General features: G+C 74.5%; 22 protein-coding genes. 12 read left to right on the top strand and 10 right to left on the bottom strand.

Annotated elements, in window-relative coordinates; translation table 11 throughout:
* The first annotated feature begins 50 nt into the window (after positions 1 to 50).
* From ACFQ11_RS08845 to ACFQ11_RS08805, 9 genes are all read left to right on the top strand, one after another.
* The gene (locus tag ACFQ11_RS08845; protein ID WP_378297498.1) at positions 51 to 1,751 is read left to right on the top strand and encodes a phosphoheptose isomerase; all 1,701 of its coding nucleotides are present in this window, start codon (positions 51 to 53) and stop codon (positions 1,749 to 1,751) included.
* Positions 1,748 to 3,430, top strand: coding sequence for a glucose-6-phosphate isomerase (locus tag ACFQ11_RS08840; protein WP_378297497.1), 1,683 nt, complete (start codon positions 1,748 to 1,750; stop codon positions 3,428 to 3,430). The genes ACFQ11_RS08845 and ACFQ11_RS08840 overlap by 4 nt, the downstream gene beginning before the upstream one ends.
* 174 nt (positions 3,431 to 3,604) lie before the next feature.
* A complete protein-coding gene (zwf, locus tag ACFQ11_RS08835; RefSeq protein ID WP_378297496.1) occupies positions 3,605 to 5,131 on the top strand; it encodes a glucose-6-phosphate dehydrogenase in 1,527 nt (508 codons plus the stop codon).
* Complete coding sequence (opcA, locus tag ACFQ11_RS08830) at positions 5,131 to 6,063, top strand: glucose-6-phosphate dehydrogenase assembly protein OpcA (RefSeq protein ID WP_378297495.1); 933 nt, start codon at positions 5,131 to 5,133, stop codon at positions 6,061 to 6,063. The genes zwf and opcA overlap by 1 nt, the downstream gene beginning before the upstream one ends.
* Positions 6,060 to 6,818 carry a 6-phosphogluconolactonase gene (gene pgl, locus ACFQ11_RS08825; protein WP_378297494.1) on the top strand — a complete coding sequence of 253 codons (759 nt, stop codon included), beginning with the start codon at positions 6,060 to 6,062 and terminating at the stop codon, positions 6,816 to 6,818. The genes opcA and pgl overlap by 4 nt, the downstream gene beginning before the upstream one ends.
* 72 nt (positions 6,819 to 6,890) lie before the next feature.
* Positions 6,891 to 7,223: a cupin domain-containing protein gene (locus ACFQ11_RS08820; RefSeq protein ID WP_378297493.1), complete on the top strand. Its 333-nt coding sequence runs from the start codon at positions 6,891 to 6,893 to the stop codon at positions 7,221 to 7,223.
* 94 nt (positions 7,224 to 7,317) lie between these two features.
* Positions 7,318 to 8,463, top strand: a complete 1,146-nt coding sequence (locus tag ACFQ11_RS08815) for a sensor histidine kinase (RefSeq protein WP_378297492.1) — start codon at positions 7,318 to 7,320, stop codon at positions 8,461 to 8,463.
* Positions 8,464 to 8,513: 50 nt separating this feature from the next.
* A complete protein-coding gene (locus tag ACFQ11_RS08810) occupies positions 8,514 to 8,942 on the top strand; it encodes a pyridoxamine 5'-phosphate oxidase family protein (protein ID WP_378297491.1) in 429 nt (142 codons plus the stop codon).
* Positions 8,943 to 8,971: 29 nt separating this feature from the next.
* Positions 8,972 to 9,631, top strand: a complete 660-nt coding sequence (locus ACFQ11_RS08805) for a response regulator transcription factor (protein ID WP_378297490.1) — start codon at positions 8,972 to 8,974, stop codon at positions 9,629 to 9,631.
* Position 9,632: 1 nt separating this feature from the next.
* Here the strand turns inward: ACFQ11_RS08805 and ACFQ11_RS08800 are convergent, their stop codons facing one another.
* A complete protein-coding gene (locus ACFQ11_RS08800; RefSeq protein ID WP_378297489.1) occupies positions 9,633 to 11,150 on the bottom strand; it encodes an MDR family MFS transporter in 1,518 nt (505 codons plus the stop codon).
* 90 nt (positions 11,151 to 11,240) lie between these two features.
* On the opposite strand from ACFQ11_RS08800, the gene ACFQ11_RS08795 reads away from it, so the two are divergent.
* Positions 11,241 to 11,696, top strand: a complete 456-nt coding sequence (locus ACFQ11_RS08795) for a MarR family winged helix-turn-helix transcriptional regulator (protein WP_378297488.1) — start codon at positions 11,241 to 11,243, stop codon at positions 11,694 to 11,696.
* Positions 11,697 to 11,714: 18 nt separating this feature from the next.
* Here ACFQ11_RS08795 and ACFQ11_RS08790 read toward each other — a convergent pair whose 3' ends face one another.
* From ACFQ11_RS08790 to ACFQ11_RS08775, 4 genes are read right to left on the bottom strand one after another with little or no spacing between them, the layout of a single operon-like run.
* Complete coding sequence (locus tag ACFQ11_RS08790; protein ID WP_378297487.1) at positions 11,715 to 13,082, bottom strand: acetyl-CoA carboxylase biotin carboxylase subunit; 1,368 nt, start codon at positions 13,080 to 13,082, stop codon at positions 11,715 to 11,717.
* 12 nt (positions 13,083 to 13,094) lie between these two features.
* Positions 13,095 to 13,595, bottom strand: coding sequence for an acetyl-CoA carboxylase biotin carboxyl carrier protein (locus tag ACFQ11_RS08785; protein WP_378297486.1), 501 nt, complete (start codon positions 13,593 to 13,595; stop codon positions 13,095 to 13,097).
* Entirely contained in the window at positions 13,592 to 15,334 is a 1,743-nt protein-coding gene (gene accD / locus ACFQ11_RS08780) for an acetyl-CoA carboxylase, carboxyltransferase subunit beta (protein ID WP_378297546.1), read from the bottom strand. Before accD ends, ACFQ11_RS08785 begins: the two co-directional genes overlap by 4 nt.
* 20 nt (positions 15,335 to 15,354) lie before the next feature.
* Entirely contained in the window at positions 15,355 to 16,605 is a 1,251-nt protein-coding gene (locus ACFQ11_RS08775; RefSeq protein ID WP_378297485.1) for a cytochrome P450, read from the bottom strand.
* A gap of 268 nt (positions 16,606 to 16,873) precedes the next feature.
* Between ACFQ11_RS08775 and ACFQ11_RS08770 the strand changes: the two genes are divergently transcribed.
* On the top strand, positions 16,874 to 17,950 hold the full coding sequence (locus ACFQ11_RS08770; protein WP_378297484.1) for an LLM class flavin-dependent oxidoreductase: 1,077 nt from the start codon (positions 16,874 to 16,876) through the stop codon (positions 17,948 to 17,950).
* Positions 17,951 to 18,030: 80 nt separating this feature from the next.
* On the opposite strand, the gene ACFQ11_RS08765 is transcribed toward ACFQ11_RS08770, so the two are convergent.
* On the bottom strand, positions 18,031 to 18,801 hold the full coding sequence (locus tag ACFQ11_RS08765; protein WP_378297483.1) for an SDR family NAD(P)-dependent oxidoreductase: 771 nt from the start codon (positions 18,799 to 18,801) through the stop codon (positions 18,031 to 18,033).
* Positions 18,802 to 18,912: 111 nt separating this feature from the next.
* A complete protein-coding gene (locus tag ACFQ11_RS08760; RefSeq protein WP_378297482.1) occupies positions 18,913 to 21,051 on the bottom strand; it encodes a HelD family protein in 2,139 nt (712 codons plus the stop codon).
* A gap of 195 nt (positions 21,052 to 21,246) precedes the next feature.
* Between ACFQ11_RS08760 and ACFQ11_RS08755 the strand changes: the two genes are divergently transcribed.
* On the top strand, positions 21,247 to 21,942 hold the full coding sequence (locus ACFQ11_RS08755; protein WP_378297481.1) for a TetR/AcrR family transcriptional regulator: 696 nt from the start codon (positions 21,247 to 21,249) through the stop codon (positions 21,940 to 21,942).
* Positions 21,943 to 22,159: 217 nt separating this feature from the next.
* On the opposite strand, the gene ACFQ11_RS08750 is transcribed toward ACFQ11_RS08755, so the two are convergent.
* From ACFQ11_RS08750 to ACFQ11_RS08740, 3 genes are read right to left on the bottom strand one after another with little or no spacing between them, the layout of a single operon-like run.
* Positions 22,160 to 23,140, bottom strand: a complete 981-nt coding sequence (locus ACFQ11_RS08750) for an NAD-dependent epimerase/dehydratase family protein (protein WP_378297480.1) — start codon at positions 23,138 to 23,140, stop codon at positions 22,160 to 22,162.
* Positions 23,128 to 24,510 (bottom strand): nucleotide sugar dehydrogenase, encoded by a 1,383-nt coding sequence (locus ACFQ11_RS08745; RefSeq protein WP_378297479.1) that lies wholly within the window; start codon positions 24,508 to 24,510, stop codon positions 23,128 to 23,130. Before ACFQ11_RS08745 ends, ACFQ11_RS08750 begins: the two co-directional genes overlap by 13 nt.
* A complete protein-coding gene (locus ACFQ11_RS08740) occupies positions 24,507 to 24,974 on the bottom strand; it encodes a nuclear transport factor 2 family protein (protein WP_378297478.1) in 468 nt (155 codons plus the stop codon). Before ACFQ11_RS08740 ends, ACFQ11_RS08745 begins: the two co-directional genes overlap by 4 nt.
* Between the last annotated feature and the right edge of the window lie 17 nt (positions 24,975 to 24,991).

The raw sequence follows: 24,991 nt of genomic DNA, 5'->3' as shown, positions 1-24,991 counted from the left end.
TCGCCAATGACCGTTCTCTCCTGAAACGATGGGGACAGGCAGGAGGGAACGTGTCCGGATTCGACGTACTGACGCGCGGCGACGTGCTCGACTCGGCGCTGCAGGCGCGGGACTATCTGGTGAGCTGCGGGGTCCCCGGCGCACTGGCCGCCAAGGACCCCGACCTGTGGGGGCGGCGCGCGGTCGACCACAGCCGGCTCGGCTGGCTCGACCTTCCGTTCGCGTCCCGCGGGCTGCTCAACCAGGTCGAGGGCCTGGTCGCCGAGGCGCGCTACTCCGGTCTCGACCACATCGTGCTGATCGGCGTCGGGGCCGAGAGCCTCGCCGCGCAGGCGATCATGGAGGCGCACACGTCCGCCCGGGCCCCGGCCGGGGGGGCGGGCTCGGCGGACCGCCCGGCCGGTGAGCTGACCGTCCTGGACGGCAGCGACACAGCCGCGCTCGCGTTCGCGCTGGAACGGCTCGACCGGACGCTCGTGGTGCTGGCCAGCAAGGCGGGCGTGTCCCTGGAGGGGGACGCCTACCGCCGCATCTTCGCGGGCGCGTTCCGCGACCTCGGGATGTCGGAGCGGGAGATCGCGGGCCGGTTCCTGGTGATCACCGACCACGGCAGCCCGCTGCACGACTTCGCCCGGCAGAACGGGTACCGGATCGGGCTGACCGACCCGTACCTGCCGGGGCACTTCGGCGCGCTGTCGGCGTACGGGCTGGTCCCGGCGGTGCTGGCGGGCGCCGACGCGAACGCGCTGCTGGACGACGCGGCGTCGCTGGTGCCGTCGCTCTCCAAGGAGGAGGACAACCCGGGGCTGCTGCTCGGGGCGGTGCTGGGCGGTTGCGCGCAGCAGGCCCCCGGCGGGATCGCGCGCGACAAGGTGGTGCTGCGCGAGCCGGGCGGCCCGGGCGCGCTGAGCGCGTGGGTGTCGCAGCTCCTGGCGGTCGGCACCGGGCGGCGGGGCCGCGGGGTGGTGGCGTTCGAGCCGTCCGGCTGCCGGGGCTCGTTCCCGGACGTGCACGGTGTCGCGCTGAACCCGCCGTCGGCGGCGCACGACGACTCCGACACCGCCGTGCTGGCGCCGGTCGGCGCGCAGTTCCTGCTGTGGGAGTACGCGACGGCGGTCGCCGGGTGGCTGCTCGGGGTGAACCCGTTCGAGACCGGCGCCCCCGCGGTGCAGGAGGCCGAGGACGACGCGGCGACGCTGCTGCGCGCGGCGGCGGGCGGCCCGCTGACGGCGGAGCGGCCCGCGTACACCGAGGACGACATCGAGGTGTACGTCGACTTCCCGTGGCCCGCGCACGCCGACCTGCGGACCGTCCTCGGCGGCCTGGTCGGGTCGGTGCCCGCCGACGGCTACCTGGCCGTGATGACGTACCTGTCGGGCGACTTCTCGGGCCGGTACCTGGCGCCGTCGCTGGCCCGCGCGTCCGGACGCCCGGTGGCGTACGGCCCGGGCCCCGCGTACCCGCACGCGACCGCACCGGTCCACAAGGAGGGCCCGGGGAACGGCGCTTTCCTGATCATCACCGGGGACCCGGTGCCGGGCGACGCGCTGGCCGCGCATCCCGTCCCCGGCCGCCCCTACAGCCTGGCGCAACTGCGGCTGGCGCGCGCGCTGGGCGAGCTGCGGACGCTGCGCGCGCGCAGCCTGCCGGTGATCCGGCTGCACCTGCGCAACCCGGTGGAGGGCGCCGGCCGGCTGACCGAGGCGGTGCGGGAGGTCGCCTCGATGGTCTCGGCGGGGCGGGGGCAGTGAGCCCGGGAAACAGGAACCCCGGAGTCGCGAACTACAGCTCGGTGGCCGCGGGCGACACCGTCGTCACCGCGCGCCGGCCGCTCAAGGACGCCGCCGAGCGGGTGCTCGGCCGGCTGTGGATCGACCAGGTCCCGGTCCGGCTCGCGTCGGAGGACGCGATGCTGTGGCCGTCGGCGGCCACGGCGGAGGTCGAGGGGCGGCGGCTGTGCTGGCCGGGCCAGCCGGGACCGGGACGCGCGGTGCTGGAGCAGGTCGCGGGGCTGCGGCGGCGGATGTTCGAGGACGCCGCCGAGCCGGGGCCGCCGACGCGGGTCGTGCTGGCCGGGCGGGGCGCGGCGGTGCGCGCCGCCGAGACGATCGTGCGGGCCGCGGGACCGGGCGCCCCGGGCGTCCTGCCGCTGACCGTGCTGGACGACCCCGAGCCGGGACCGCTCACCCGCCTGGCCGCCGACCCGGCCGGCCTGGCCGGGACCGCGGTCGTGGTCGCCGGGGACGATCCGGTCACCGACACGCTCCGCCGCGTCCTGCTCGAGACGCTGCGCGGCGCGAGCGTTCCGCCGGACGTCCTCGCGCGCCGGTTCGTCACGGTGGCGCCCCCGGACTCGGCCGCGGCCAAGGCGGCCGTGGAGGCGGGACGGCCGCTCGTCCACGCCCCGGCGCAGACGGCTTTCGGGGCGCTGTCGCCGTACGCGCTCGTCCCGGCGGCGCTCGCGGGCGCGGACGCGGCGGCGCTGCTGGACGGCGCCGCGGCGGTGCTGCCCGCGCTGACCCGCCCGGAGGACAACCCGGGGCTGGTGCTCGGCGCGATCCTCGGCGGGGCGGTGCGCGCGGGCCGCGGCACGCTCGTCCTCGGCGGCTACCCCGCCGCGCTGCCGGGCCTGGCCGGGTGGGCGGCGCGGCTGCTGGACGACGCGACCGGGGGCCGGCTGACGACGGTCGTGCAGGGCGGCGGCCTGCCCGTGGTCCCCGACCCGGACCTGTTCCTGGTGACGCTGGACGGCCGTCCCCACCAAGACGACGCCACGGTGACGGGCCCGCTCCCCGCGCAGCTCGTCATATGGGAGTACGCGGCCGCCGTGGCCGCCTACCTGCTGGGCGGCGACCCGCTCGCCCCGCCGCCGCGGCGGGCGCCGCTGACGGTGGACGACGGGACGGGCGAGCCGGTCTTCGCCGACGGGGACCCGGGGCGTGCGGTCGAGGTGCACACGACCGTCCCGTCGCTCGCCGAGGCGCCCGACCTGGCCCGGCTCCTGGACGGACTCGCGTCCATGGTCGGCCCGCGCGAGCATCTGGCCGTGGTCGCCTACCTGGATCCGGACGAGACGCGGGGCCAGGGCACGCAGGTGCGGCGGCTGGCGGCGCTGCTGGCCTCGCGCTGCGACCGTCCGGTGACCGTCGCGTGGGGCGGCCGCGGCCCGGTACCGGAAGAGCCTCCCGGCGAGCCCGGAACCGGGAATGATCAGCGGGACCGGGGCGTCTACCTGTTGGTGACGGGCAACGTCGTCCGCGACGTGCCCGTCCCGGACCGCCATCACGGGCTCGGCATGCTGCAGCTCGCGCGGGCCCTCGGGGACGCGCGGGCGGTGCGCGCGGACGGCCGTCCGGTGGTCCGGCTGCACCTGGAGAACCGCTGGGCGGGACTCGCCCGGTTGCTCGACGCCGCAAAAGGAGAGGGGTGATCCCGCCCCGGCGCCACTAATTCGGCGCCGTCGGGGGACACACGGGATCAGAACATGTATGCGTGTCTTGAGCATGATGCCCAGTGACAGATGCCGAACGACGAGAGTGGCCGTGAGGAAACCCGCGGTGGACAGAGCAGGAGAAGACAGGGTGCGAGCAGAGGGGGCCGCCACGTGACCGAGCCAGCGAATCCGCTCCGGGATCCGCGGGACAAGCGCCTGCCGCGGGTGGCCGGGCCGTGCGTGCTCGTGCTGTTCGGCGTCACCGGCGACCTGTCCCGCAAGAAGCTGCTCCCGGCCATCTACGACCTGGCGAACCGGGGCCTGCTCCCGCCGGGCTTCTCACTGGTCGGGTTCGCCCGCCGGGACTGGGAGAACGAGGACTTCCGGCAGATCGCCTACGAGTCGGTGAAGGCGCACGCGCGGACCCCGTTCCGCGAGGACGTCTGGCGGCACCTGTCGGAGGGCATGCACTTCGTCCCCGGCGAGTTCGGCGACCCGGGCGCGTTCGAGGCCCTGGCGATGGCCGTCAAGGAGCTGGACGAGAGCCGCGGGACGGGCGGCAACTACGCGTTCTACCTGTCGATCCCACCGAAGTTCTTCCCGCAGGCGGTGGAGCAGTTGCAGCGCAGCGGCCTCGCAGACCGGACGGAGGGGTCGTGGCGGCGGGTCGTGATCGAGAAGCCGTTCGGCCGCGACCTGGCGACCGCCAAGGAGCTGAACGACACCGTCCACCGCGTGTTCCCCGAGGAGTCGATCTTCCGGATCGACCACTACCTCGGCAAGGAGACGGTGCAGAACATCCTGGCGCTGCGGTTCGCCAACTCGATGTTCGAGCCGATCTGGAACCGCGGCTACGTCGACCACGTGCAGATCACGATGGCCGAGGACATCGGCATCGGCGGGCGCGCCGGCTACTACGACGGCATCGGCGCGGCCCGCGACGTGATCCAGAACCACCTGCTGCAACTGCTGGCGCTGACGGCGATGGAGGAGCCCACGTCGTTCAGCGCGGAGGCCGTCCGCGCCGAGAAGGCCAAGATCCTCTCGTCGGTGCGGGTGCCGGGGAACCTGGCGGAGTCCACCGCGCGCGGCCAGTACGCGGCGGGCTGGCAGGGCGGCGTGAACGTCAAGGGCTACCTGCAGGAGGACGGCATTCCCGCCGACTCCCGCACCGAGACCTACGCCGCCGTCAAGCTGGAGATCGACAACCGCCGCTGGGCGGGCGTCCCGTTCTACCTGCGCACCGGCAAGCGGCTCAGCCGCCGCGTCACGGAGGTCGCGCTGGTGTTCCAGCAGGCTCCGCACCTGCCGTTCTCGCACACCGACACCGAGGAGCTCGGGCAGAACGCCATGGTGATGCGGGTGCAGCCGGACGAGGGCATCACGGTGCGGTTCGGCTCGAAGGTGCCCGGCACCTCGATGGAGATCCGCGACGTCAACATGGACTTCGCGTACGGCGAGTCGTTCACCGAGGCGTCCCCCGAGGCGTACGAGCGGCTGCTGCTGGACGTGCTGATCGGCGACCCTCCGCTGTTCCCCCGGCAGGAGGAGGTCGAGCTGTCCTGGAAGATCCTCGACCCGATCGAGGAGTTCTGGGCCGAGCGCGGCGGCGTCGACCAGTACAAGTCCGGCGGTTACGGGCCCGACAGCGCCGACGAGCTGATGGCCCGGGACGGCCGCACGTGGAGGAGGCTCTGATGAACATCGACCTCGCCGGGACCTCGACCCGCAAGATCCAGGACGCCCTCACCCAGGCCCGGCACCTGATGGGCGGCCCGGCCGTCGGCATGGTCCTGACGCTGATCATCGTGACGGACGAGTCGGCGCAGTACGACGCGGTCCGCGCGGCGACGGAGGCGTCCCGCGAGCACCCGTGCCGGGTGCTGACCGTCATCTCGCGCGACCCGCGCGGCAACTCGTCCCGGCTGGACGCCGAGATCCGCATCGGCGAGACCGGGCCGGGCGAGACGGTGCTGCTGCGGATGTACGGGCCGCTCGCCGAGCACGCCGACTCGGTCGTCGTCCCGCTGCTGATGCCCGACACCCCCGTGGTGACGTGGTGGCCCGGCGGGAAGGTGCCGAAGGCGCCCGCCAAGGACCCCCTCGGCCGGCTGGCGCAGCGCCGGGTGACCGACGCGTACGCCGCCCGGGACCGGCTCGGCACGCTCGCGCAGCTCGCCGCCGGTTACCGGCCGGGCGACACCGACTTCACCTGGACGCGGATCACGAACTGGCGGTCGCTGCTGGCGGCGGCGCTCGACCAGGACCACGACGAGATCCTCTCCGGCGAGGTGATGGCCGAGCCGGACAGCCCGAGCGCGGAACTGCTGGGGGCGTGGCTGTCGACCCGTCTCGGGGTGACCGTGGACCGCTCGGTGTCCGAGGGCCCCGGCATCACCGGCGTCCGGCTGCGGACGGCGTCCGGCGACATCGTGGTGGACCGCCCGGACGGGCGCGTCGCGACGCTGTGCCGCCCCGGCCAGCCGGACCGGCAGGTGGCGCTGATGCGGCGGCCGATGTCGGAACTGCTGGCCGAGGAGCTGCGGCGGCTCGACCCCGACGAGGTCTACCAGGACGCGGCGGCCCGGTTCGCCAAGGACCTCGCGGGCGCGTCGGGGGACGCGTCATGAGCGCGCCGCTGGCGGTCCCGCACCGGGACGCGGACGTGCTCGCCCAGGCCGCCGCGGCCCGGCTCGTCACGGCGATCGCCGACGCCCAGACGGAGCGGGGCGAGGCGTCGATCGTGCTGACCGGCGGCGGCGTCGGCACCGCCGTCCTGGCGGCGCTCGGCTCCTCCCCCGCGCGGCACGCCGTCGACTGGCGGCGCGTGGACGTGTGGTGGGGCGACGAGCGGTTCCTGCCGTCCGGCGACCCGGAGCGCAACGAGACGGGCGCGCGGGAGGCGCTGCTCGACCGCGTCGACGCCGACCCGGCCCGGGTGCACCCGATGCCCGCCTCCGACGGGCCCGACGGCGGCGACGTGGACGCGGCGGCCGCCCGGTACGCCGCCGAGCTGGCGGCGGCGGGCGGCGGGAACGGTCCCGTGCCCGCGTTCGACGTGCTGATGCTGGGCGTCGGACCGGACGCGCACGTGGCGTCGCTGTTCCCCGGGATGCCGCAGCTGACCGACACGGACCCCGTCGTCCCGGTGCGGGACGCGCCGAAGCCTCCCCCGACCCGGATCTCGCTGACCTACCCGTCGCTGCGGTCCGCGCGGGAGGTGTGGCTGCTGGCGGCGGGCGAGGGCAAGGCCGACGCCGTCCGGCTCGCGTTCGCGCCGGGCACGGCCCCGGAGAAGGCGCCGGTGGTGGGCGCCCGGGGCCGCGAGCGGACCCTCTTCCTGCTGGACCGCGCCGCCGCCGGGGACGGGCCGCGGGCCCGATAGCCGGGGCCGAAGCGGTTCCCGCGCCCCCGGACGGCCCGTGTGACGGGCGGGGGCGCGGGAATGACCGTGGTCATGCAGAAACTCTCGCTGGACGCGCAGGCCCGCAGGCTCCTCGAGCGGGCGTCCGCCGCCTCGTCCGGGCGGGCGGCCGAGACCGTCCACGGCGGGCACGAGCACGTGCTGCGGCAGACGCTGATCGCGTTCGCGGCCGGCACGGGCATGTCCGAGCACGAGAATCCCGGCGAGGCCACGGTGCTGGTGCGGTCCGGGCGCGTCCGGCTGACCAGCGGCGGCGACGCCTGGGACGGGATCGCCGGCGATCTGCTGATCGCTCCGCAGGCCCGGCACTCCCTCGAGGCGCTGGAGGACTCGGTCGTCCTGCTGACGGTCGCGAAGCTCGGCTGATCCTGCGCCGAGCCCGCCGGGGGCTACCAAAGTCGATCGTCCAGGCGACCTGCGGCCACTGCCGCCGGGGCGCCCGGCGGCTAGCTTGGTGCACGTGAATCTCCGCAGGTCCGTCCGCGAGTGGGTGCGCGACGTCGCCGTCACGACGTGCGCTCTGATGATCGGTCTCGTCGTCCTGGCGGGCTCCCGGGAGACGTACCCGGCGCCGCCGGGGCCCGTCGAGGACATCATGGAGGCGGTGCTCGGCGGCATCGGCCTGCTGGTGCTGATGCTGTTCCGCCGCCGGTGGCCGATCGGGGTGACGCTGTTCCTGACGGCCTGGGGCTTCACCAACTCCGTCTCGTGGGGCGCCACCGCGATGGCGGTGTTCACGGTCGCGATCCACCGGCCCTGGCGGTCCACCGCCGTCCTGTCCGTGATGAACTGCGCGTTCCTCGTGGTGGTATTCACCGTCGCGCCGCACGAGCTGAGCACGCGGGAACGCCTGGAATCGATCGTCGTGTTCGTCCTCGGCTACATGGTGCTGGTCGCCACGGGACTGCTGCTCCGGTCGCGGCGGCAGCTCGTCGAGTCGCTCCGGGAGCGGGCCCGGCAGGCCGAGGAGGGGCAGCGGCTCCGCGTCGAGGAGGCCCGCCACCTGGAGCGCGAGCGGATCGCCCGGGAGATGCACGACGTCCTCGCGCACCGCATCTCGCTGCTGGCCGTGCACGCGGGCGCGCTGGAGTTCCGCCCGGACACGCCGGAGGAGCAGCGCGAGGCCGTCGGGATCATCCGGCGCAGCGCGTACGAGGCGATGGAGGACCTGCGGGAGGTGATCGGGGTGCTGCGCGCCCCCGGCGCGGGCGAGGACCCGCAGCGCCCGCAGCCGACGCTCGCCGACGTCCCGGAGCTGGTGCGGGAGGCGCGGGCCGCCGGGGCCCGGATCGAACTGGACGACCGCGTGCCCGACCCCGCCGCCGTCCCCGACCGGGTCGGGCGGCACGCCTACCGGATCGTCCAGGAGGGGCTGACGAACGCCCGCAAGCACGCGCCGGACGCGGCCGTCCGCGTCGTCCTGGAGGCCGGGCCGGAACTGACGGTCCAGGTCGACAACGCGACGACGCCCGGCCGGGAACCGGCGCTGCCCGGCGCCGGGGCGGGCCTGGTGGGGCTGGCGGAACGGGTCGCGCTGCTCGGCGGGACGCTCGAGCACGGCGCCGCGGGCGGGCGGTTCCGGCTCCGCGCCCGCCTTCCGCTGTGAGGATGGAGGCGGCGTGCATGGCCGCCGGGTGACGGGGGCAAGGGAGGGGCATGCCATCAGACTCCTCCGCGCGGTCCGTCCTCAACGAGATAGAACGGACGGAGTGCCTGCGCCTCATCGCTCCCGGCGGGATCGGCCGGGTCGCGTTCGACGATGGGGAGGGTCCCACCGTCATCCCGGTCAACTACACCGTCGACGGGGAATCGATCGTCTTCCGGACGTCGGAGTCGGCGCGGATGAACCGAAGCCTGCTGTCGTCCGTGCCGGGCGGGGAGGTCCGCGTCGCCTTCGAGGTCGACCGGATCGACGAGGCCACGCAGCAGGGATGGAGCGTCCTGCTGCGCGGCGGCGCGCACCCGCTGTCGGAGGAGGAGCGCGAGAGCACCGCCCCGGTGGAGCCGTGGCCGGCGGGTCACCGCGGCGCCTGGTTCAGCCTGCACGCGACCGAGATCAGCGGCCGGCGCCTGCACCGTCGCTGAGTCCCCGCCCGGCCCCATAGGGTGACGGGATGGACTCCATCCGCGTGCTCATCGTGGACGACGACGCGCTCGTCCGGGCGGGGCTGTCGATGATGCTGGCGAACGCCGGCGACCTCGACGTGGTCGCGGACGTCGCCGACGGCGCCGAGGTGGTGCCCGCGGTGAACGAGCACCGCCCCGACGTGGTGCTGATGGACATCCGGATGCCGCGGCTGGACGGGCTGGCCGCGACGGAGCTGCTGCGGTCCCGCCGCGAGCCGCCGGAGATCATCATCCTGACGACGTTCGACACCGACGACCACATCGTGCGGGCGATGCGGGCGGGCGCGAGCGGGTTCCTGCTCAAGCACACCCCTCCCCCGGAGATCGTCCGCGCGATCCGGCAGGTCGCCGCCGGGGAGCCGATGATGTCCCCGACGGTGCTGCGGCGGCTCATGTCGTACGCGGCCGGGGCGGGCGTCGACCCGGCCCGCGACCGGGCCCGGGCGCTGCTCGGCCGGCTCAGCGACGGGGAGCGGGCGGTGGCGCTGCTGGTCGGCCGGGGCCGGACGAACGCCGAGATCGGCCGCGAGCTGTCGCTGAGCGTCGCGACGGTCAAGGCGTACGTCTCCCGGCTGCTGACCAAGCTCGAGCTGAACAACCGCGTGCAGATCGCCCTGCTCGTCCACGACGCCGACCTCGACGGGTAGCTCAGCCGCCCCCGCGCGGACTCAGCGGGACGTGCCGCAGCAGGAGCGCGGCCGCGAGCCCCGCGAGCAGCAGCGGCAGCGCGGACAGGAACACGCTCGAGAACGCGTGCGCGAACGCGTCGGCCACGCCGTCGCGGACGGGCGCGGGGAGCGCGTCGAGGACCTCGGGGCGGACGGCGTCCCGCAGCGGCGGCACGTCCCCGGGGACCCGCCCCGCCGCCTCCGCGGCGAACCGGTTCGTCACGATCGCGCCGAACACGGCCGTCCCGGCCGCCGTGCCGAGCATCCGCGTCGCGAACACCCCCGCGCCCGCCGCCCCGAGATCGCGGGGCGGCGCCGCGTTCTGCGCGATCAGCACCACGACCTGCTGCGACAGGCCGGCGCCGAAGCCCAGCACCGCCATGAACAGCCCGGCGGCGAGCATGCTCGTGCCCGCGTCCACGCTCGCCAGCAGCGCGACGCCCGCCGCGCTGACGGCCATGCTCGCGGCGGGCAGCCGGTGGTAGCGGCCGGTCCGCGCGATGTACCGCCCGGCGAGCAGTGAGGACGCGAGCAGGCCGAGCATCATCGGCAGCACGAGCAGCCCCGAGCGGGTGGCGTCCGCTCCCCCGACGACCTGGAAGAACATCGGCAGGTACGTCGCGAGCCCGAAGCCGGTGGCGCCGCCGACGGCCGCGACGGCACAGGCCACCGCGAACGAGCGGTCGCGGAACAGCCGCGGCGGGACGACCGGTTCGGCGGCCCGCCGTTCGGCGAGGAACCAGGCCGCGAACAGGACGGCCGCCCCGGCCCCGAGGGCCGGCACCGCCGGCGACGTCCACGCGTGGTGCGTCCCGGCCCGGCTCGTGAACAGGGTGAAGCAGGTGACGGCCGCGCCGAGCAGCACGATGCCGAGGTAGTCGACGCGCGGTTCGCGGTCCGGTTTCGGCAGCCGGAGGAACGCGACGATCACGATGGCCGCCGCGGCGCCCAGCGGCAGGTTCAGGTAGAACGCCCAGCGCCAGGACGCGTGGTCGGTGAGGAAGCCGCCGAGGAGCGGCCCCGCGACGGTCGCCACCGCGAAGTTGATCGCCGAGTAGCCCTGGTAGCGGGCCCTCTCCCGCGGCTCGAACAGGTCGCCGGTGAGCCCGAACATCGAGCCCGTCAGCAGACCCGCCCCGGCGCCCTGCACCGCCCGGAACGCGATCAGCCAGCCCATGGACGGCGCCGCGCCGCACGCCGCCGAACCGGCGAGGAACGCCAGCAGCCCGATCAGGCAGACGGGCTTGCGGCCGAACAGGTCGCCGAGCCGTCCCGACAGCGGCACCGTCACGCTCGTCGCGAGGATGTACGCGGTCGAGACCCACGCGAGCCGGTCGGCGCCGCCGAGGTCCCCGGCGATCGTGGGCAGCGCCGTCGCGAGCACCGTCGCGTCCAGCGAGGACATCAGGCCCGCGAGCATGAGCCCGCCGAACACCAGCACCCGGCGCCGCCGGGACATGCCCTCCCCCGGCGCCCGTTCGTCCGTCCTCACCGTCATGCGCGCACTCCTTCATTTATGTGCTTAAGTCAGCTAGATGCTAAACGCATATAGATGAGCGACGCAACGGCGGCGTTACACTGGCCTGCCATGGATCAGGAGGCCCTCAACGACGTCGAGCGGGGCATGGTGCGGCTGCGCCGCGGGATGTCCCGGCAGCGGCTCGGCAAGGCGGCGATCCGGGAGCACAACCTCCCCGTGGACGTGCAGGTCCTGCACGTGGTCGACATCGTCGACGAGGGCCCGGAGCGGCCCGGCCAGGAGGTCAGCGTCGGGCTCGTCGCCGCCCGCCTCGGGGTGGACGCCTCGCGCGGCAGCCGCATCGTCGCCGAGGCCGTCAAGTCCGGCTACGTCCGCCGGGTCGCCTCCCAGGAGGACGGGCGCCGCATCCACCTCGAGCTCACCGACGCGGGCCGCGCGGTCGTCGAGGCGACCCGCCGCACCCGCCGGGAGCACTTCGCGAAGGCGATGCGGAACTGGACCGACGCCGAACGCGCCGAGTTCGCCCGCCTGCTGTCCCGTTTCGTCGAGGGCTACGGCGACTGACCCGAGCGCCCGGCCGGGCTAGCCCGCGACGGAGGCCGGGTCGGGGCGCGTCATCTCGTCCACCAGCGTCGTGGAGTGCTCGGCGGCGCGGAACGCCGGATGGTCGAGGATCTCGCCGACGAACCGTTTCGTCGTCCGCACCCCGTCACCGGCGATGACGAACTCGTCCAGCGCGCGCCGCAGTCGCCGGATCGCGCCCGGCCGGTCGGGGGCCCACGCGATCAGCTTGGCGATCAGCGAGTCGTAGTGGGGCGGCACGGTGTGGCCCGGGTGGGCGTGCGTATCGACCCGCACGAAGGGACCGCCGGGCGGCACGAACTCCGCCAGGGTGCCCGGGGCGGGCAGGAAGCCGCGCTCCGGGTCCTCGGCGTTGATCCGGCACTCGATCGCCACCCCCCGCGGGCGGACGTCCTCGGGCCGCAGCGCCAGCCGCTCGCCCGCCGCCACCCTCAGCTGCTCGGCGACCAGATCGACGCCGGTGACCATCTCCGTCACCGGGTGCTCCACCTGGATCCGGCAGTTGACCTCCATGAAATGGTGGCGGCCGTCGGGATCGAGCAGGAACTCGAAGGTCCCCGCCCCGCGGTAGCCCACCGCGCGGGCACCGCGGACCGCGTCGCGCCCGATGCGCTCGGCCAGCTCCGCCGGGACGCCCGGTGCCGGCGCCTCCTCCACCAGCTTCTGGTGGCGGCGCTGCGCGCTGCAGTCGCGCAGCCCCAGATGCAGCGCCGTGCCGTGCTCGTCGCACAGCACCTGGACCTCGACGTGCCGGGCCGTCTCCAGGTACTTCTCCACGTAGACGCGGTCGTCACCGAACAGGGCCTGCGCGGTCGCCCGGGTCCTGCGGAGGGCGCCGTCGAAGTCCGCGCGGTCCCGCACCACCTCCATGCCGCGCCCGCCGCCGCCCGCCGAGGACTTGAGGATCACCGGATAGCCGATCTCGTCGGCCAGCGCGGCGGCCCGCCCGGCGGGCAGCGGGTCGAGCCCGCCGGGCAGCAGCGGCAACCCGGCGTCGGCCATCGCCCGCCGCGCGGATATCTTGCCGCCCAGCCGCGCCATCACCGCGGCGGGCGGCCCGATCAGCGGGGTTCCGGCGGCCCGGCAGGCGTCGGCGAAGTCGGGATCCTCGGACAGGAACCCGTAGCCGGGGTGGATCGCCTCGGCGCCGGTGCGGCGGGCGGCCTCCAGGATCGCCAGGCCGTTCAGGTAGCTTCCCTTCGCGCCCGGCGGCCCTATCTGGACCGCCTCGTCGGCCATCCGGACGACGGCCGAGTCGCGGTCGGCCGTCGAGTGGACCGCCACGACGCGGACGCCCAGCTCGCGGCAGGTCCGCGCCACCCGCAGCGCGATCTCGCCCCGGTTGGCGATGAGTATGGTGCCGAACACCCGTTCCTCCGCTCAGTCCCCCGGCGGGAGCAGCTCGATCAGCCGCTCGCCGTACTCGACCGTCTCGCCGTCCCGCTTGAGGATCGTCCCCACCCGGCCCCGCCGCCCGGCCTCGACCGGGAGCATGAGCTTCATGGCCTCGACGATCGCCACCTGCCGTCCGGGCTCGACCGCGTCGCCCTCCTCGACGAACGGCCGCGCGCCGGGCTCCGGGGCCCGGTAGAACACGCCGACGCTCGGGGCGCAGACCCATTCCGACGCCGTTCCGGTGCCGGCGCCCGGGTCCGCCGCGGAGTCCGCGTCCGCCTCCGGTGCCGGGTCCGCCGCCGGGTCGGATCCGGGGCCGTCCCCGGCCGGCCAGACCACCTCGACCTCGGCCGCGCCGACCCGTACCGAGATCCGTTCGGGGCGGTGCGGGAGCGCCGTGAGCAGGTCGCGGACCGCGGTGACGATCTCCTCCACCCGGCCGTGCCCGCCGCCCGCCGCGAGGTCGGGCTCTTCCAGCATCGTCATCGGATCGCCTCCTCGGGAACCGTCGTCTCCGCCGCGCCGAACCGGCGGAACCGGTCCCGCCGGTCCGCCACCAGCGCGTCCCCGGACAGCGGCGCCAGTTCGTCCAGCGTCTCGGCCAGCGCCGCGCGCAACCGCTCGGCGGCCGCGGCGGGATCCGCGCCCGCGCCGCCCGGGGGTTCGGGCACGACGCCGTCGAGGACCCCGTGCCGCAGCAGGCTCGCCGGGGTGAGGCCGAGCGCCCGCGCCGCGGCCGGAGCGGCGGCCGGGTCCTGCCACAGGATCGCCGCGCAGCCCTCCGGGCTGATCACCGAGTAGGTGGCGCCGGCCAGCCCGAGCACCCGGTTGGCGGTGGCCAGCGCCAGCGCGCCGCCGCTGCCGCCCTCGCCGGTGAGCACCGCGACCACCGGCACCGGCAGCGTGGTCATGTGCCGGATCGTCTCGGCGATCACGGCCGCCTGGCCCTGCTCCTCGGCCGCCGCGCCGGGGTAGGCGCCGGGGGTGTCCACCAGCGTGACCACCGGCAGCCCCAGCTTGGCGGCCAGCCCGGTCACGCGCCGGGCCTTCCGGTAGCCGGCGGGCGTGGCCATGCCGAAGTTGCGCCGGGCCAGCTCGTCCGGCCGGTGCCCCTTCTGCGTGCCGACGACGACGACCGGACGGCCGTCCAGCCGCGCCGTCCCGGCCACGATCGCGGGGCAGTCGCCGCCGGTGCGGTCGCCGTGCAGTTCCCGGAAGCCGGTGAAGACGCTCGCGAAGTAGTCCAGCGCGGTCGGCCGGTCGAGGGACCGTGCCCGCCGCACCAGGTCCCACGGGTCCTGCTCGGCGAGCCGCGCGGCGTCGCGGACCACCGGGCCGCCGTCCCGCCGCACGCCCGGTGACCGGCCCGCCGCCTGGATGCGCCGCACGGGCGCGGACGTCCGCCGCCCCGGGACCGGCCGGGCGCCCAGCGCGAGCAGCCCGGCCAGCACGGCGCGCTGCTCCGGCCGCCGGGCGATGATGTCGACGAAGCCGCGTTCGAAGAGGAACTCCGCCGTCTGGAACGACTCCGGCAGCCGCTGCCGGATGGTCTGCTCGATCACCCGCCGTCCGGCGAACCCCATCCGCGCGCCCGGCTCGGCGATGATCACGTCGGCGAGGCTCGCGAACGAGGCGGCGACCCCGCCGAAGGTCGGGTCGGTGACCAGGCAGACGCTGAGCACCCCGGCCTCGTCCAGCCGGGCCATCGCCGCGCCGGTCTTGGCCATCTGCATCAGCGAGTACGCGCCCTCCTGCATGCGGGCCCCGCCGGACGCCGTCACCAGCAGCAGCGGGACCCGCTCGGCCAGCGCCGCCTCGGCGGCCCGGGTGATCAGCTCGCCGACCGCGCAGCCGAGGCTGCCGCCCAGGAAGGCGAAGTCCATCACCGCCGCGACCACCGGGTGCCCCTCGATCGTCCCGCGCACGCAGCGCACCGCGTCGTCCGTCCCCGTACGCGCGCGGGCGTCGGCGAGGCGGTCGGGATAGGGCCTCCGGTCGACGAAGCCCAGGACGTCCCGGCTCCGCACGCCCTCCCCGATCGGGACCGCGCCGTCCGGGTCGAGCAGCGCCTCGATCCGGGCGCGCGCGCCCAGCGGGCCGTGCGCCCCGCAGTCCGCGCACACCCGCAGGTCGCGTTCCCACCTCTTGCCATAGACGGCGGCCCCGCAGGACGGGCACAGCACCCAGTCCGGGGTTTCCGTGGTGTTCTCGATCGCCGAGGTCATCGCGTCCACCCGTCCGCACCTCACCGCAGGCGTACCTGGAAGGAGGAGAAGTCCCTGAGCGGCAGCGAGCGCCGGCGGACGGGCTCGCCCGCGAGTTCCATGGCCGGCGCGTGCTCGGCGACGGCCATCAGCACCGCGGCGATCTCCAGGCGCGCGAGGTTGCGGCCGAGGCAGTGGTGGATGCCGGCGCCGAAGGCCAGCGACTTCGGCGACTCCCGGTACGGGTCGAACCGGTCGGGGTCGGGATTGGCCTCCGGGTCCCGGTTGGCCGCGCCGAACAGGACCCGGACCTGCGACCCCGCGGGCACCTCGTGGTCGCCGAACCGGACGTCCCGGGCGGCCATTCGGAAACCGGCCGACATCGGTCCGGACGGGTCCCAGCGCAGCACCTCGTCGGCGAAGCGCACGGCGCCCTCGCGGGTCGCCAGATCGGCCCGGTACTGCGGGTGGCGCAGCAGCGCGAGGACGCTCATGTCGATCGACGTCGCCGTCGTCTCGTACCCCGCGGTCAGCAGGGCGACGAGCATCGCCCGCAGCTCGTCGTCGCTGAGCCCGCCGTCCTCCTCCCGGCCGAGCGCGGCCAGTGCGGAGACGAGATCGTCGCGCGGGTCGGCGCGGCGGCGTTCCACCAGCTCCCACAGGTGGGCGGTGAGCCGCGCGAACGCCTCGTCCGCCTCCTTGATCGTCGCCGCGTCGGCCGTGGGGTCGATGATGTTCATGATGGGCGGGATCAGCTCGGCCAGCAGCCGGTCGTCGTCGAGGGGCAGGCCGAGCAGCTGGGCCAGCACCCGCAGCGGAACCGGGACCGACAGTTCCTCGTGCAGATCGACGGGCCGGCCGGCCGAACGGCCGGCGACCGCCCCGACGTGGTCGGCGGCGATGCGCACGACGTCGTCGGTCAGCCGCTCGACCCGGCGTGCGGTGAAGGCCTTGGACACCACCTGCCGCAGCCGGGTGTGCTTGGGCGGATTCGAGTTCACGAGCGATCGCACCAGCATGAGGAACGGGTCGACCCTGTTGGCCTCCGGCATCATCCCGATCAGCGTCTCCTCGTCCGGCGCCGGGAAGAGCTCGGGATTCCTCAACAGGTATTCGCAGTCGGCGAACCGCGTCAGCACGTAGGCGCCGAGCCGGTCACTGAAATGGACGGGCTCGTGCACGCGCAACCACGCGTAAAGCGGGTACGGATCCTCGAGTCCGGGAGCCAGCAGACGGCCCATGACCGTGCGCGCGTCCGGGTACTCCACGCGCGTTTCAACATGGGAGCTCACGACTTCACCCCTTGCCGGTTCATTCTTCCATGCGACCTTCTCCGCACCGTAGGAGCGCTCCCTACAAGAACGCTCAAGCCCTATTTGTGCTCCAGGACGGAAGCCCTCTGACCGGCCCCGCGGCCTTGCCCGGGAACCTCGGGGACAAGGACCGCCCAAGCGGAGTTCAAGCGGCCCTCAACGCCCACCGGCCAAGCTCGGCACCATGCCCCCTCGCGCTCTTCGGAGCCGCGGACACCGCTCACATTCCTGAAGTGCGGAGCTGACCATGCGTTTCGGCGTCAATTTCTTTCCCACGATCGGACCGGCGGACCGGCCCGCCGCCCAGTACTACGACGAGTGCCTCCGCCTGACCGAAATGGCCGACGAACTCGGATACCACCACGTCAAGACCGTCGAGCACTACTTCTTCCCCTACGGCGGTTACTCGCCGGACCCGGTCACCTTCCTCGCCGCGGCCGCGGCGCGCACGAGCCGGCTCCGGCTCGTCACCGGGGCCGCCATCCCGGCGTTCACCCATCCGGTGAAGCTGGCGGCCAAGCTGGCCATGCTCGACAACATCTCGCACGGGCGGCTCGACGCCGGCTTCGGCCGCGCCTTCCTGCCCGACGAGTTCGAGGCGTTCCAGATCCCCATGGACGAGAGCCGCGACCGCTTCGCGGACGGCGTCGAGGCGATCCGGCGCCTGTGGAGCGAGGAGGACACGGTGTGGGAGGGCCGCCACCACCGGTTCGGTCCGGTCACGCTGCTCCCCCGCCCGTTCCAGCGGCCGCACCCGCCGATCCTGGTGGCCGCCGCGTTCACCCCCGCCTCGTGCGAGCAGGCCGGACGCGACGGGCACGGGCTCCTGCTCGTCCCGTCCATCTCCTCCACGGAACACGTGCAGGAGATGCTGCGCCTCTACCGCGCGGCGCGGGCCGAGGCCGGGCACGATCCGCGTGGCGAGGTCCAGATGAGCTACATCGCCTCCGTCTCCGAGGACGGCGCGCGGGCCCGCGAGGCCGGCCGGCGGAACGCCGAGCACTATTCGGCGAGCCTCGCCGAGGCCGTCTCCTCCTGGGGCCGGACGCGCAGCGACGCCTACGCCGGGTACGAGAAGCTCGCAGACCGGGTCAAGAAGAGCGACTACGGGCGCCAGCTGGCGGAGAACAAGGTCCTCGCCGGCGACCCCGACGAGGTGGCGGCCCAGCTCGCCGTCATCCGCGACTGGTACGGCGACGTCACCGTGAGCCTCCAGGTGAACTCCGGCACCGCGACGTTCCAGGAGGCCGAGCGCGGGCTGCGCCTGTTCGCCGAGCACGTGCTGCCCCGCTTCGCGACCGCCGGCGAGCCCGTCGGCCGATGACCGTCCGGGGACGGGCAGCCCGGGCCCGCCCCCGGCGGCGAACGTACCGGCTGTGCGGTGACCCGCACAGCCGGTCGCGCTCACGTGACGCTGAGCCCGCCGTCGACCACGAGCACGGTTCCGGTGGCGAAGGCCGCCTCGGGCTGGACGAGCCGGGACACCCACCAGGCGATCTCGGCGGTCCGGCCGACGCGCCGCAACGGCGTCCGCTGCGCTATCGCGTCCAGGAACCGGCCGTACTCCTCGGCGTCGGCGCCCATCGGCCCGCCGGGACCGCGGTCGATCACGCCGGGCGCGACCGCGAGGACCCGGATGCCCATCGGCGCCAGCTCGACGGCCCACGTCCTGGTGAGAAAGTCGATCCCCGCCTTGGTCGCGCCGAACGCGGAGAAGCCGGGCCAGCCGCGCCGGCCCAGCGACCCGGCCGACGAGAGGTTGACGACGACGCCCCGGGAGGCGGCGAGGGCCTCGACGGCGCGCCCGGTGAGCAGCATCGGCGCGCGGAGGTTGACGGCGAGCTGGCGGTCGATCGAGCCGGCGTCGAGATCGCTCAGTGCGCTCGGCTCGGCGATGCCCGCGTTGTTGACGAGGACGTCGAGCCGGCCGAAACCCTCCAGCGCGGCGGAAACGACGGCCGACGGGCCGTCCTCGTGGGTGACGTCGATGACGAGCGGATGGATCGAGTCGTCTCCGGCCTTGGTCTCCTCCAGCGTCTCCTCGGTCCTGCCGACGATGAGCACCTCGTGGCCCTGGGCGGCGAGTTCCCTGGCGACGGCGCGCCCGATGCCGGTGCCGCCGCCGGTCACGATCGCGACGGGCCTGCCTTTGTCGTCCGAGTCAGTGTTGACCATGTGCCCAAGCCAATACATCGGCGCTTGAGCAACGTTTGACATCGGCTTCAGGGCCACGTCCCCGGCCCGTGCGCAGCGCAGGGCCCGCGGGCCGGAGCCGCCGGGGGCGCGTCACCCTTCGCCGAGCGGCTCGGGAAGCGGCTCGGCGTGGACGATGTGCATCGCGCTGACGGCGCGGGTGAGCACCACGTACAACCGGTGCAGACCGCGGGGTTCGGCGCGGACGATGCGTGCGGGCTCGGCCACGACGACCGTCTCGAACTCCAGCCCCTTCACCAGGGACGCGGGGACGCAGACCAGCCGCTCCGCCTCCATCGCGTCCTCGTCGCCGCCCAGCACGGCGGAGGGCAGCCCGGCGTCGGCGAGCGCGGCGTGCAGGCCGGGGACGTCGGCGTCGGCGGCGACGAGCCCCACCGACCCCTCCCGCACGAGCGCCTTCTCGCAGGCGGCCACCGTCGACGCCACGAGCTGGGCGGGGGCGGTCTCGGTCACCTGCAGCGCGTCGACGGACTGCCGGACCGACGCGGGCGTGCGCAGCCCCGGGGCGATCCGTGGGAGCAGGCGGGCCGCGTAGTCGATGATCTGCGCGGGCACCCGGTACCCGCGGTCCAGCTCGACGATCTCGCCGTCGGGCTTGCCGAGGTGGGCGAGGAGGGTCGCCCAGTCGCCGGGCGCCGCCGGGCCGGTGGCCTGGGCGAGGTCGCCCAGGACCGTGCAGGATCCGGCGGCACGGCGCGCGATGGCGCGGCACTGCATCGGGCTGAGGTCCTGCGCCTCGTCGATCACCACGTGGGCGAGGCCGCTCTGCCGCTCCAGCAGGTCGGCCGCCTCGTTGATGAGCGCGAGGTCGGCCAGCGACCAGCGGGCCGACTTGACGCTGCGCGGCCTGCCGGGCAGCAGCACGGCCTCCTGCTCCGCGGGGTCGAGCAGGCCGCCTGCGGCGCGGGCGAGCCGCGCGGGGTCGGTGAGCAGCCCGAGAACGAGCTTCGCCGCGTCGGCCTTCGGCCACATCGCGGCGACGGCCGCCTTGACCGCCGGGCACCGCCGCACCGTGCCGCGCGTCCGCCCGTCGCTGATCTTGCCCGACCGCTCCATCAGGCGGATGACGGCGGTCACGATCCGCTGCGTCAGCAGCTCGCGGCCGGCGCCGTAGGAGACGTCGCTCTCCCTGCACTCCCGGAGGATCTCGGCGAGGTCGTCCCGGTCCAGGCGCCAGCGGCGGCCGCCCACCTCGGCGACCAGGTCCTCGGCCGGCGGCCGGACGCCGGACCACAGGTCCCGCCGGATCACCTCGGCCATGCGGGCGTCGCCCTTGATCCGGGCGGCCGTCGGGTCGTCCTCGCGGCGCGCCCCGGTGCCGCCGGGATCGAGGAGCTCCTCCACGGTCGTCTGCGTGACGCCGACCTCGCCCAGCGCCGGGAGGACGTTGCGGATGTACGCGAGGAACGACCGGTTCGGCCCGATGATCACCGTGCCGCCCCGCTTCAGCCGTTCGCGGTCCGTGTAGAGCAGGTAGGCGAGCCGGTGCAGGCCGACCGCCGTCTTCCCGGTGCCGGGCGCGCCCTGGACGCACACGGTCCGGTCGAGCGGGGCGCGCACGATGTCGTCCTGCTCGGGCTGGATGGTGGTCACGATGTCGCGCATCGGACCGGAGCGGGGCCGCTCCAGCTCGGCGGTCAGCAGGGCGCTCGCCCCCGGGGCGCCCGCGTCCCGCGCCCCCTGGATGATCTCGTCCTCGTACGCCGTCAGCTCGCCGTTCCGGTCGAACCCGTAGCGGCGGCGCTTGCGCACGCGCATGGGGTTCTTCGGGCCGGCCTGGTAGAAGGCCGTCCCCATGGGAGCGCGCCAGTCCACCACCAGCGGGGTGCCGCCGGCGTCGCGGACGCCGCGGCGCCCGATGTACATCAGCGTGTCCCGGGCGCCGCCGTCCCCGCGCTCGCCTTCGCCGCGCCCGTCCCTCCCGGGCCGCACCCCCTCGAGGCCGTACTCCTCGAGCTCGCCGGGCGGATAGTCCAGCCGCCCGAAGAACAGGGGGACGTCGGGCAGGTCGAGGAGCTGCTCGGCGCGTTCGGCCCGCGCCTCCCGGATGATCGCGTTGTTGTACTTGTCGACGAAGGCGTCGCCCTGGGTGGTCTCGGTGGTGAGGACGTCCTCGCGCATGGCCCGCAGAGCCTCGCGGCACGTCCGCAGATAGGCGCGCTCGGCGAGGACCTCGGGGTCGGCGGAGTCCGCGGCCGGGTCGTGCGTCATCCAGATCACCTCGCATGCGTGGGACGCCGGTGGGAAAAAATCTGACTCGGTTAATATTATTACCGAGGCAGCATCTTACCTCGGATGCGGCACTCGGCAGATTGAGCGCAGGCCGTGCCCGTGCGCCGATTCGGGGGGCGCGGGACGCGGCCGGCGAAAAGATCGTCAGTAAGGTATGGGCAGGTACCTGCCAGTATGTTTCGAGAGGAGGAGGGGGAACGGTCCCGCGTCGGCACCGCGCCCCTGCCGCCGATGGCCGAGCCGGGGCTCAGGGAGCGCAAGAAGCGGCGCACGCGCGAAGCGATCTTGAAGGCCGCGTTCGCGATGTTCGCGGAGTCGGGCTTCGACCGGGTGCCCGTGGCCGACATCGCCGCCGCCGCCGAGGTGTCCAAGCCGACCCTCTTCGCGTACTTCCCCACCAAGGAGGACCTCGTCCTCCACCGGTTCGCCGAGCAGGAGGGCGAACCCGCCGACATCGTGCGGGACCGCGCGCCGGGAGTGTCGCCGATCGCCGCGCTCCGCCGGCGCTTCCTGGACGGGCTCGACCGGCGCGACATCCTCACCGGCCTCAACGACACGCCCGAGGCCCTCGTCTTCCACAACCTCCTGTACTCGACGCCGTCGCTGCTCGCCCGCCTGTCCGGCTACATGCTGCGGGCCGAGGCCGCGCTGGCCGATGCGCTCGCCGAGACCGGCGCCGCGGGCGAGGACATCGCGGTGCGCGTCGCCGCGGCCCACGTCTTCGGTACCCAGCGGGTCCTGGCGGACCGCAACGCCCGCGACATGCGCGCCGGGCTCCGGGCCGACGACGTCCTCCCGGAGGCGATCGCGCGCGCCGAGACCGCGTTCGACATGCTGGAACACGGTCTCGCGGACAGGTTCGGCTCCTGACGCCGGTCGCGGCCGCCGCGACCCCGGCCGCGTCCCCCAGAGGACGACGGCATGCACGGGAACGACGGCATGCACGGGAACGACGGCACGCAAGGGAACGACGGCACGCATGGGAACGACGGCGACGGCCCGGGGGGCCGCCGGGAGCCCGCGGTCGGAACCTCGGTCCTCCCGGCGCCGGGCCGTCTCGCCGCCGGCGTCCGTCCTGAAGGCGAAGTCAGGTGGCTCCGCTGTCCCTCATCGCGAGCCACTCGGGATGGTCGCGAGCCCATTCGATCGTCTTCGCCACCCCTTCGGGGAGACTCGTCGAGCACTCCCAGCCCAGGAGCTCCCGTGCCCGCGTCGTGTCCGGGACGCGGCGCGGCAGGTCCTCGTAGGCGGCCCCGAGCCGCTCGCCGGTGTCGACCGCCGTGGAGCCGCCCCCGAACCCCGTCATCCGCGCGACGAGGGCGACGGCCTCCGCGACCGTCGTCTCCTCCGTGCCGCCCAGGTTGAACGAGCCCCCGCCCGGCTGCGCGGCGGCCCGCAGGGTCCCCTCCACCGCGTCGTCGACGTAGGTGAAGCAGCGGGTCTGCCCTCCCCCGTCGTAGAGCGCGGGGGGCGTCCCGTTCAGCGCGCGGTGCACGGACCGGCTGATCACGTACGCGGGACGCTGCCGCGGCCCGTACACGTTGAAGTAGCGGACGATCGTGGCGTCGAGCCCGTGCTGGCGGATGAACGCGTAGGTCAGATGCTCGGCCAGGCTCTTGCTGGTGGAGTACGTCCAGCGGTCCGCGGAGGTCGCGCCGACGACCCGGTCGCCGTCCTCCGGCCACGGCACCGCCGGATTCTTGCCGAAGACCTCGCTCGTACTGGCCATCAGCACCCGTGCCCCCGCCTTCACCGCCGCTTCCAGCACGTTGCGGGTGCCGCCGAAGTTGACGTCGATGACGTCGAGCGGCCGGCTCAGGTAGCGGTCGACGCCCACCACCGACGCCAGGTGGAACACCGTGTCGATCCCCGGGTTGATCGCCTCGGCGACGGCCTCGGGATCGCGCACGTCGGCCTGGACGTACGCGGCGTGCCCGCGGATCGCGGCCGGCACCGCGGCCGGCGGGGCGCCGTCGACGATCACCACCTCGTCGCCGCGCCGGACGAGCGCCTCGGCGAGGTGCGAGCCGACGAACCCGCACCCGCCGGTCACCGCTACGCGGGACATGCCGGACGACCGATCGCGCGGTAGCGGAAGCCCTGCTCGCAGAGGGCGGAGATCTTCTCCTTCGGGAGGTAGGCGCGCCCGTCCACCAGGAGGCAGGACGGAGCGACCGGCATGGCGCCGAAGTCGACGCCGCGGAACTCCCGGTGGAACGCGAGGATCGCCACGCAGTCGGCGTCCCGGACCGCTTCGCGCAGGCTCTCGACCGGGCACAGGCCGAACATGTGCTCCGCCGCCGCGGGGTCGACCAGCGGATCGTGCAGGCGCACGTCCGCCCCGGCCTTGGCGAGCGTCTCCACGACCTCGCGGGCCGGGGTCTCCCGCAGGTCGCCCGTATCGTTCTTGAACGCCAGGCCGAGCACCGCGATCCGGGCGGCGGACGGGTCCTTGCCCGCGGCGACGAGCTCGCCGACGATCATCTGCGCGGTGTGTCCCGGCATGGCGGCGTTGACGGCGCGTCCCGCCGCCGCGGTGGTGATGTCCAGGCCGCGCCGCGCCGCCTCCGCGTGCACCATCCACGGATCCTTGGTCAGGCAGGAGCCGCCGACGCCGACGCTCGGCAGCAGGATGTTCACGCGGCCGGTCCCCTTGGGGATCGTGTTCGCGGCCGCGATGACGTCGAGGACGTCCACCCCGAAGAGCGAGCAGAACCTCGCGAGCTCGTTCGCGAGCGCGATGTTGAGGTCGATCCACCAGTTGTCCGCCAGCTTCACGATCTCGGCCGCCTCCAGCGAGTCCATCATGATCGTCTCCACGCCGAACGTCCGCCGCCAGAAGGCCGCGGCGTCCCGCGCGCTGCCGGCGTCCGCGCCGCCCACGACCACGGGGATCGTGCGCAGCTCGTGCAGCGCGGTCCCCTCGGCGAGCCGCTCGGGGACGAACGCGAGCCGGAGGTCCGCGCCGACGCGCAGGCCCGGCCGCTCCAGCAGGGGCAGCACGACGTCGCGCGTCGTGCCCGGCGGCACCGTGCTCTTGACCACCAGCAACTGCCCGGGGCGGAGATGGCCGGCGAGCGCCGAGCAGGCGGCCCGCAGCTGCCCGTCGGCCAGGGAGCCGTCGTCGCGCACCGGGGTGCCCACGGTGACGAGGACGACGTCCGCGCCCGCCGCCTCGGCGTGGTCGGTCGTGGCGCGCAGCCGCCCGGCGGCGACCGTCCTCCCGATCAGGTCCGCCAGCCGGTCCTCTTTGAACCGGCAACGGCCCTCGTTCAGTTCCTCGACGAGGCCGGCGTCGACGTCCACACCGGTGACCCGCAGGCCGAGCTCGGCCAGCGAGGCGGCGAGACAGGATCCCACGTATCCCAGCCCCACGACGGCGACCGCCGAGACGTCGGAGCCGGCTCGAGTGTTCTCGTCATCGGCCGACACGGTCATTCCGCCTCCGATGGCGAGGACGCGTCCAGGTCATCGCGGCTCACCGCGCGGCGGGCCACGTACCAGCGCCGCCCGTCCGAGACCAGCTGGTCGCGCATGACGGTGGACGTCGTGATCCGGGACTCGCCCGCGGCCGAGTCGACGATCAGCACGTACGCCGTCACCTGGGCGCCGCCCTCGACCAGGGCCACGAGGTTGAGGTTGGTCAGCACGTGCCGCCGGACGGTGCCGGCCTCCGCCAGCCGCGCGACGGTGGCCTCCGTGCCCGCCAGCAGGGCGGACCGGCCCTTCACCTCCGGCGCGCCGCCCGGCGGGACGAAGACTCCGTCGTCGACGAAGGTGTTCACCCAGCTCCCGGCGTCCCCTTCGTCCAGGAGCGCCATCTGTTCGGCGTAGAACTGCTCGATCTGGGACCGGACGACGTAGCGCCGCGCGATCTTCTCCATGGTCGACGTGTCCGACATCGGCTCACCTCTGTCCT

The sequence above is a fragment of the Actinomadura sediminis genome, from assembly GCF_042675525.1.
GTDB lineage: Bacteria > Actinomycetota > Actinomycetes > Streptosporangiales > Streptosporangiaceae > Spirillospora > Spirillospora sediminis.
The sequence above is the reverse complement of the archived record's forward strand: the minus strand, read 5'-3'. Positions and strand labels throughout refer to the sequence as shown.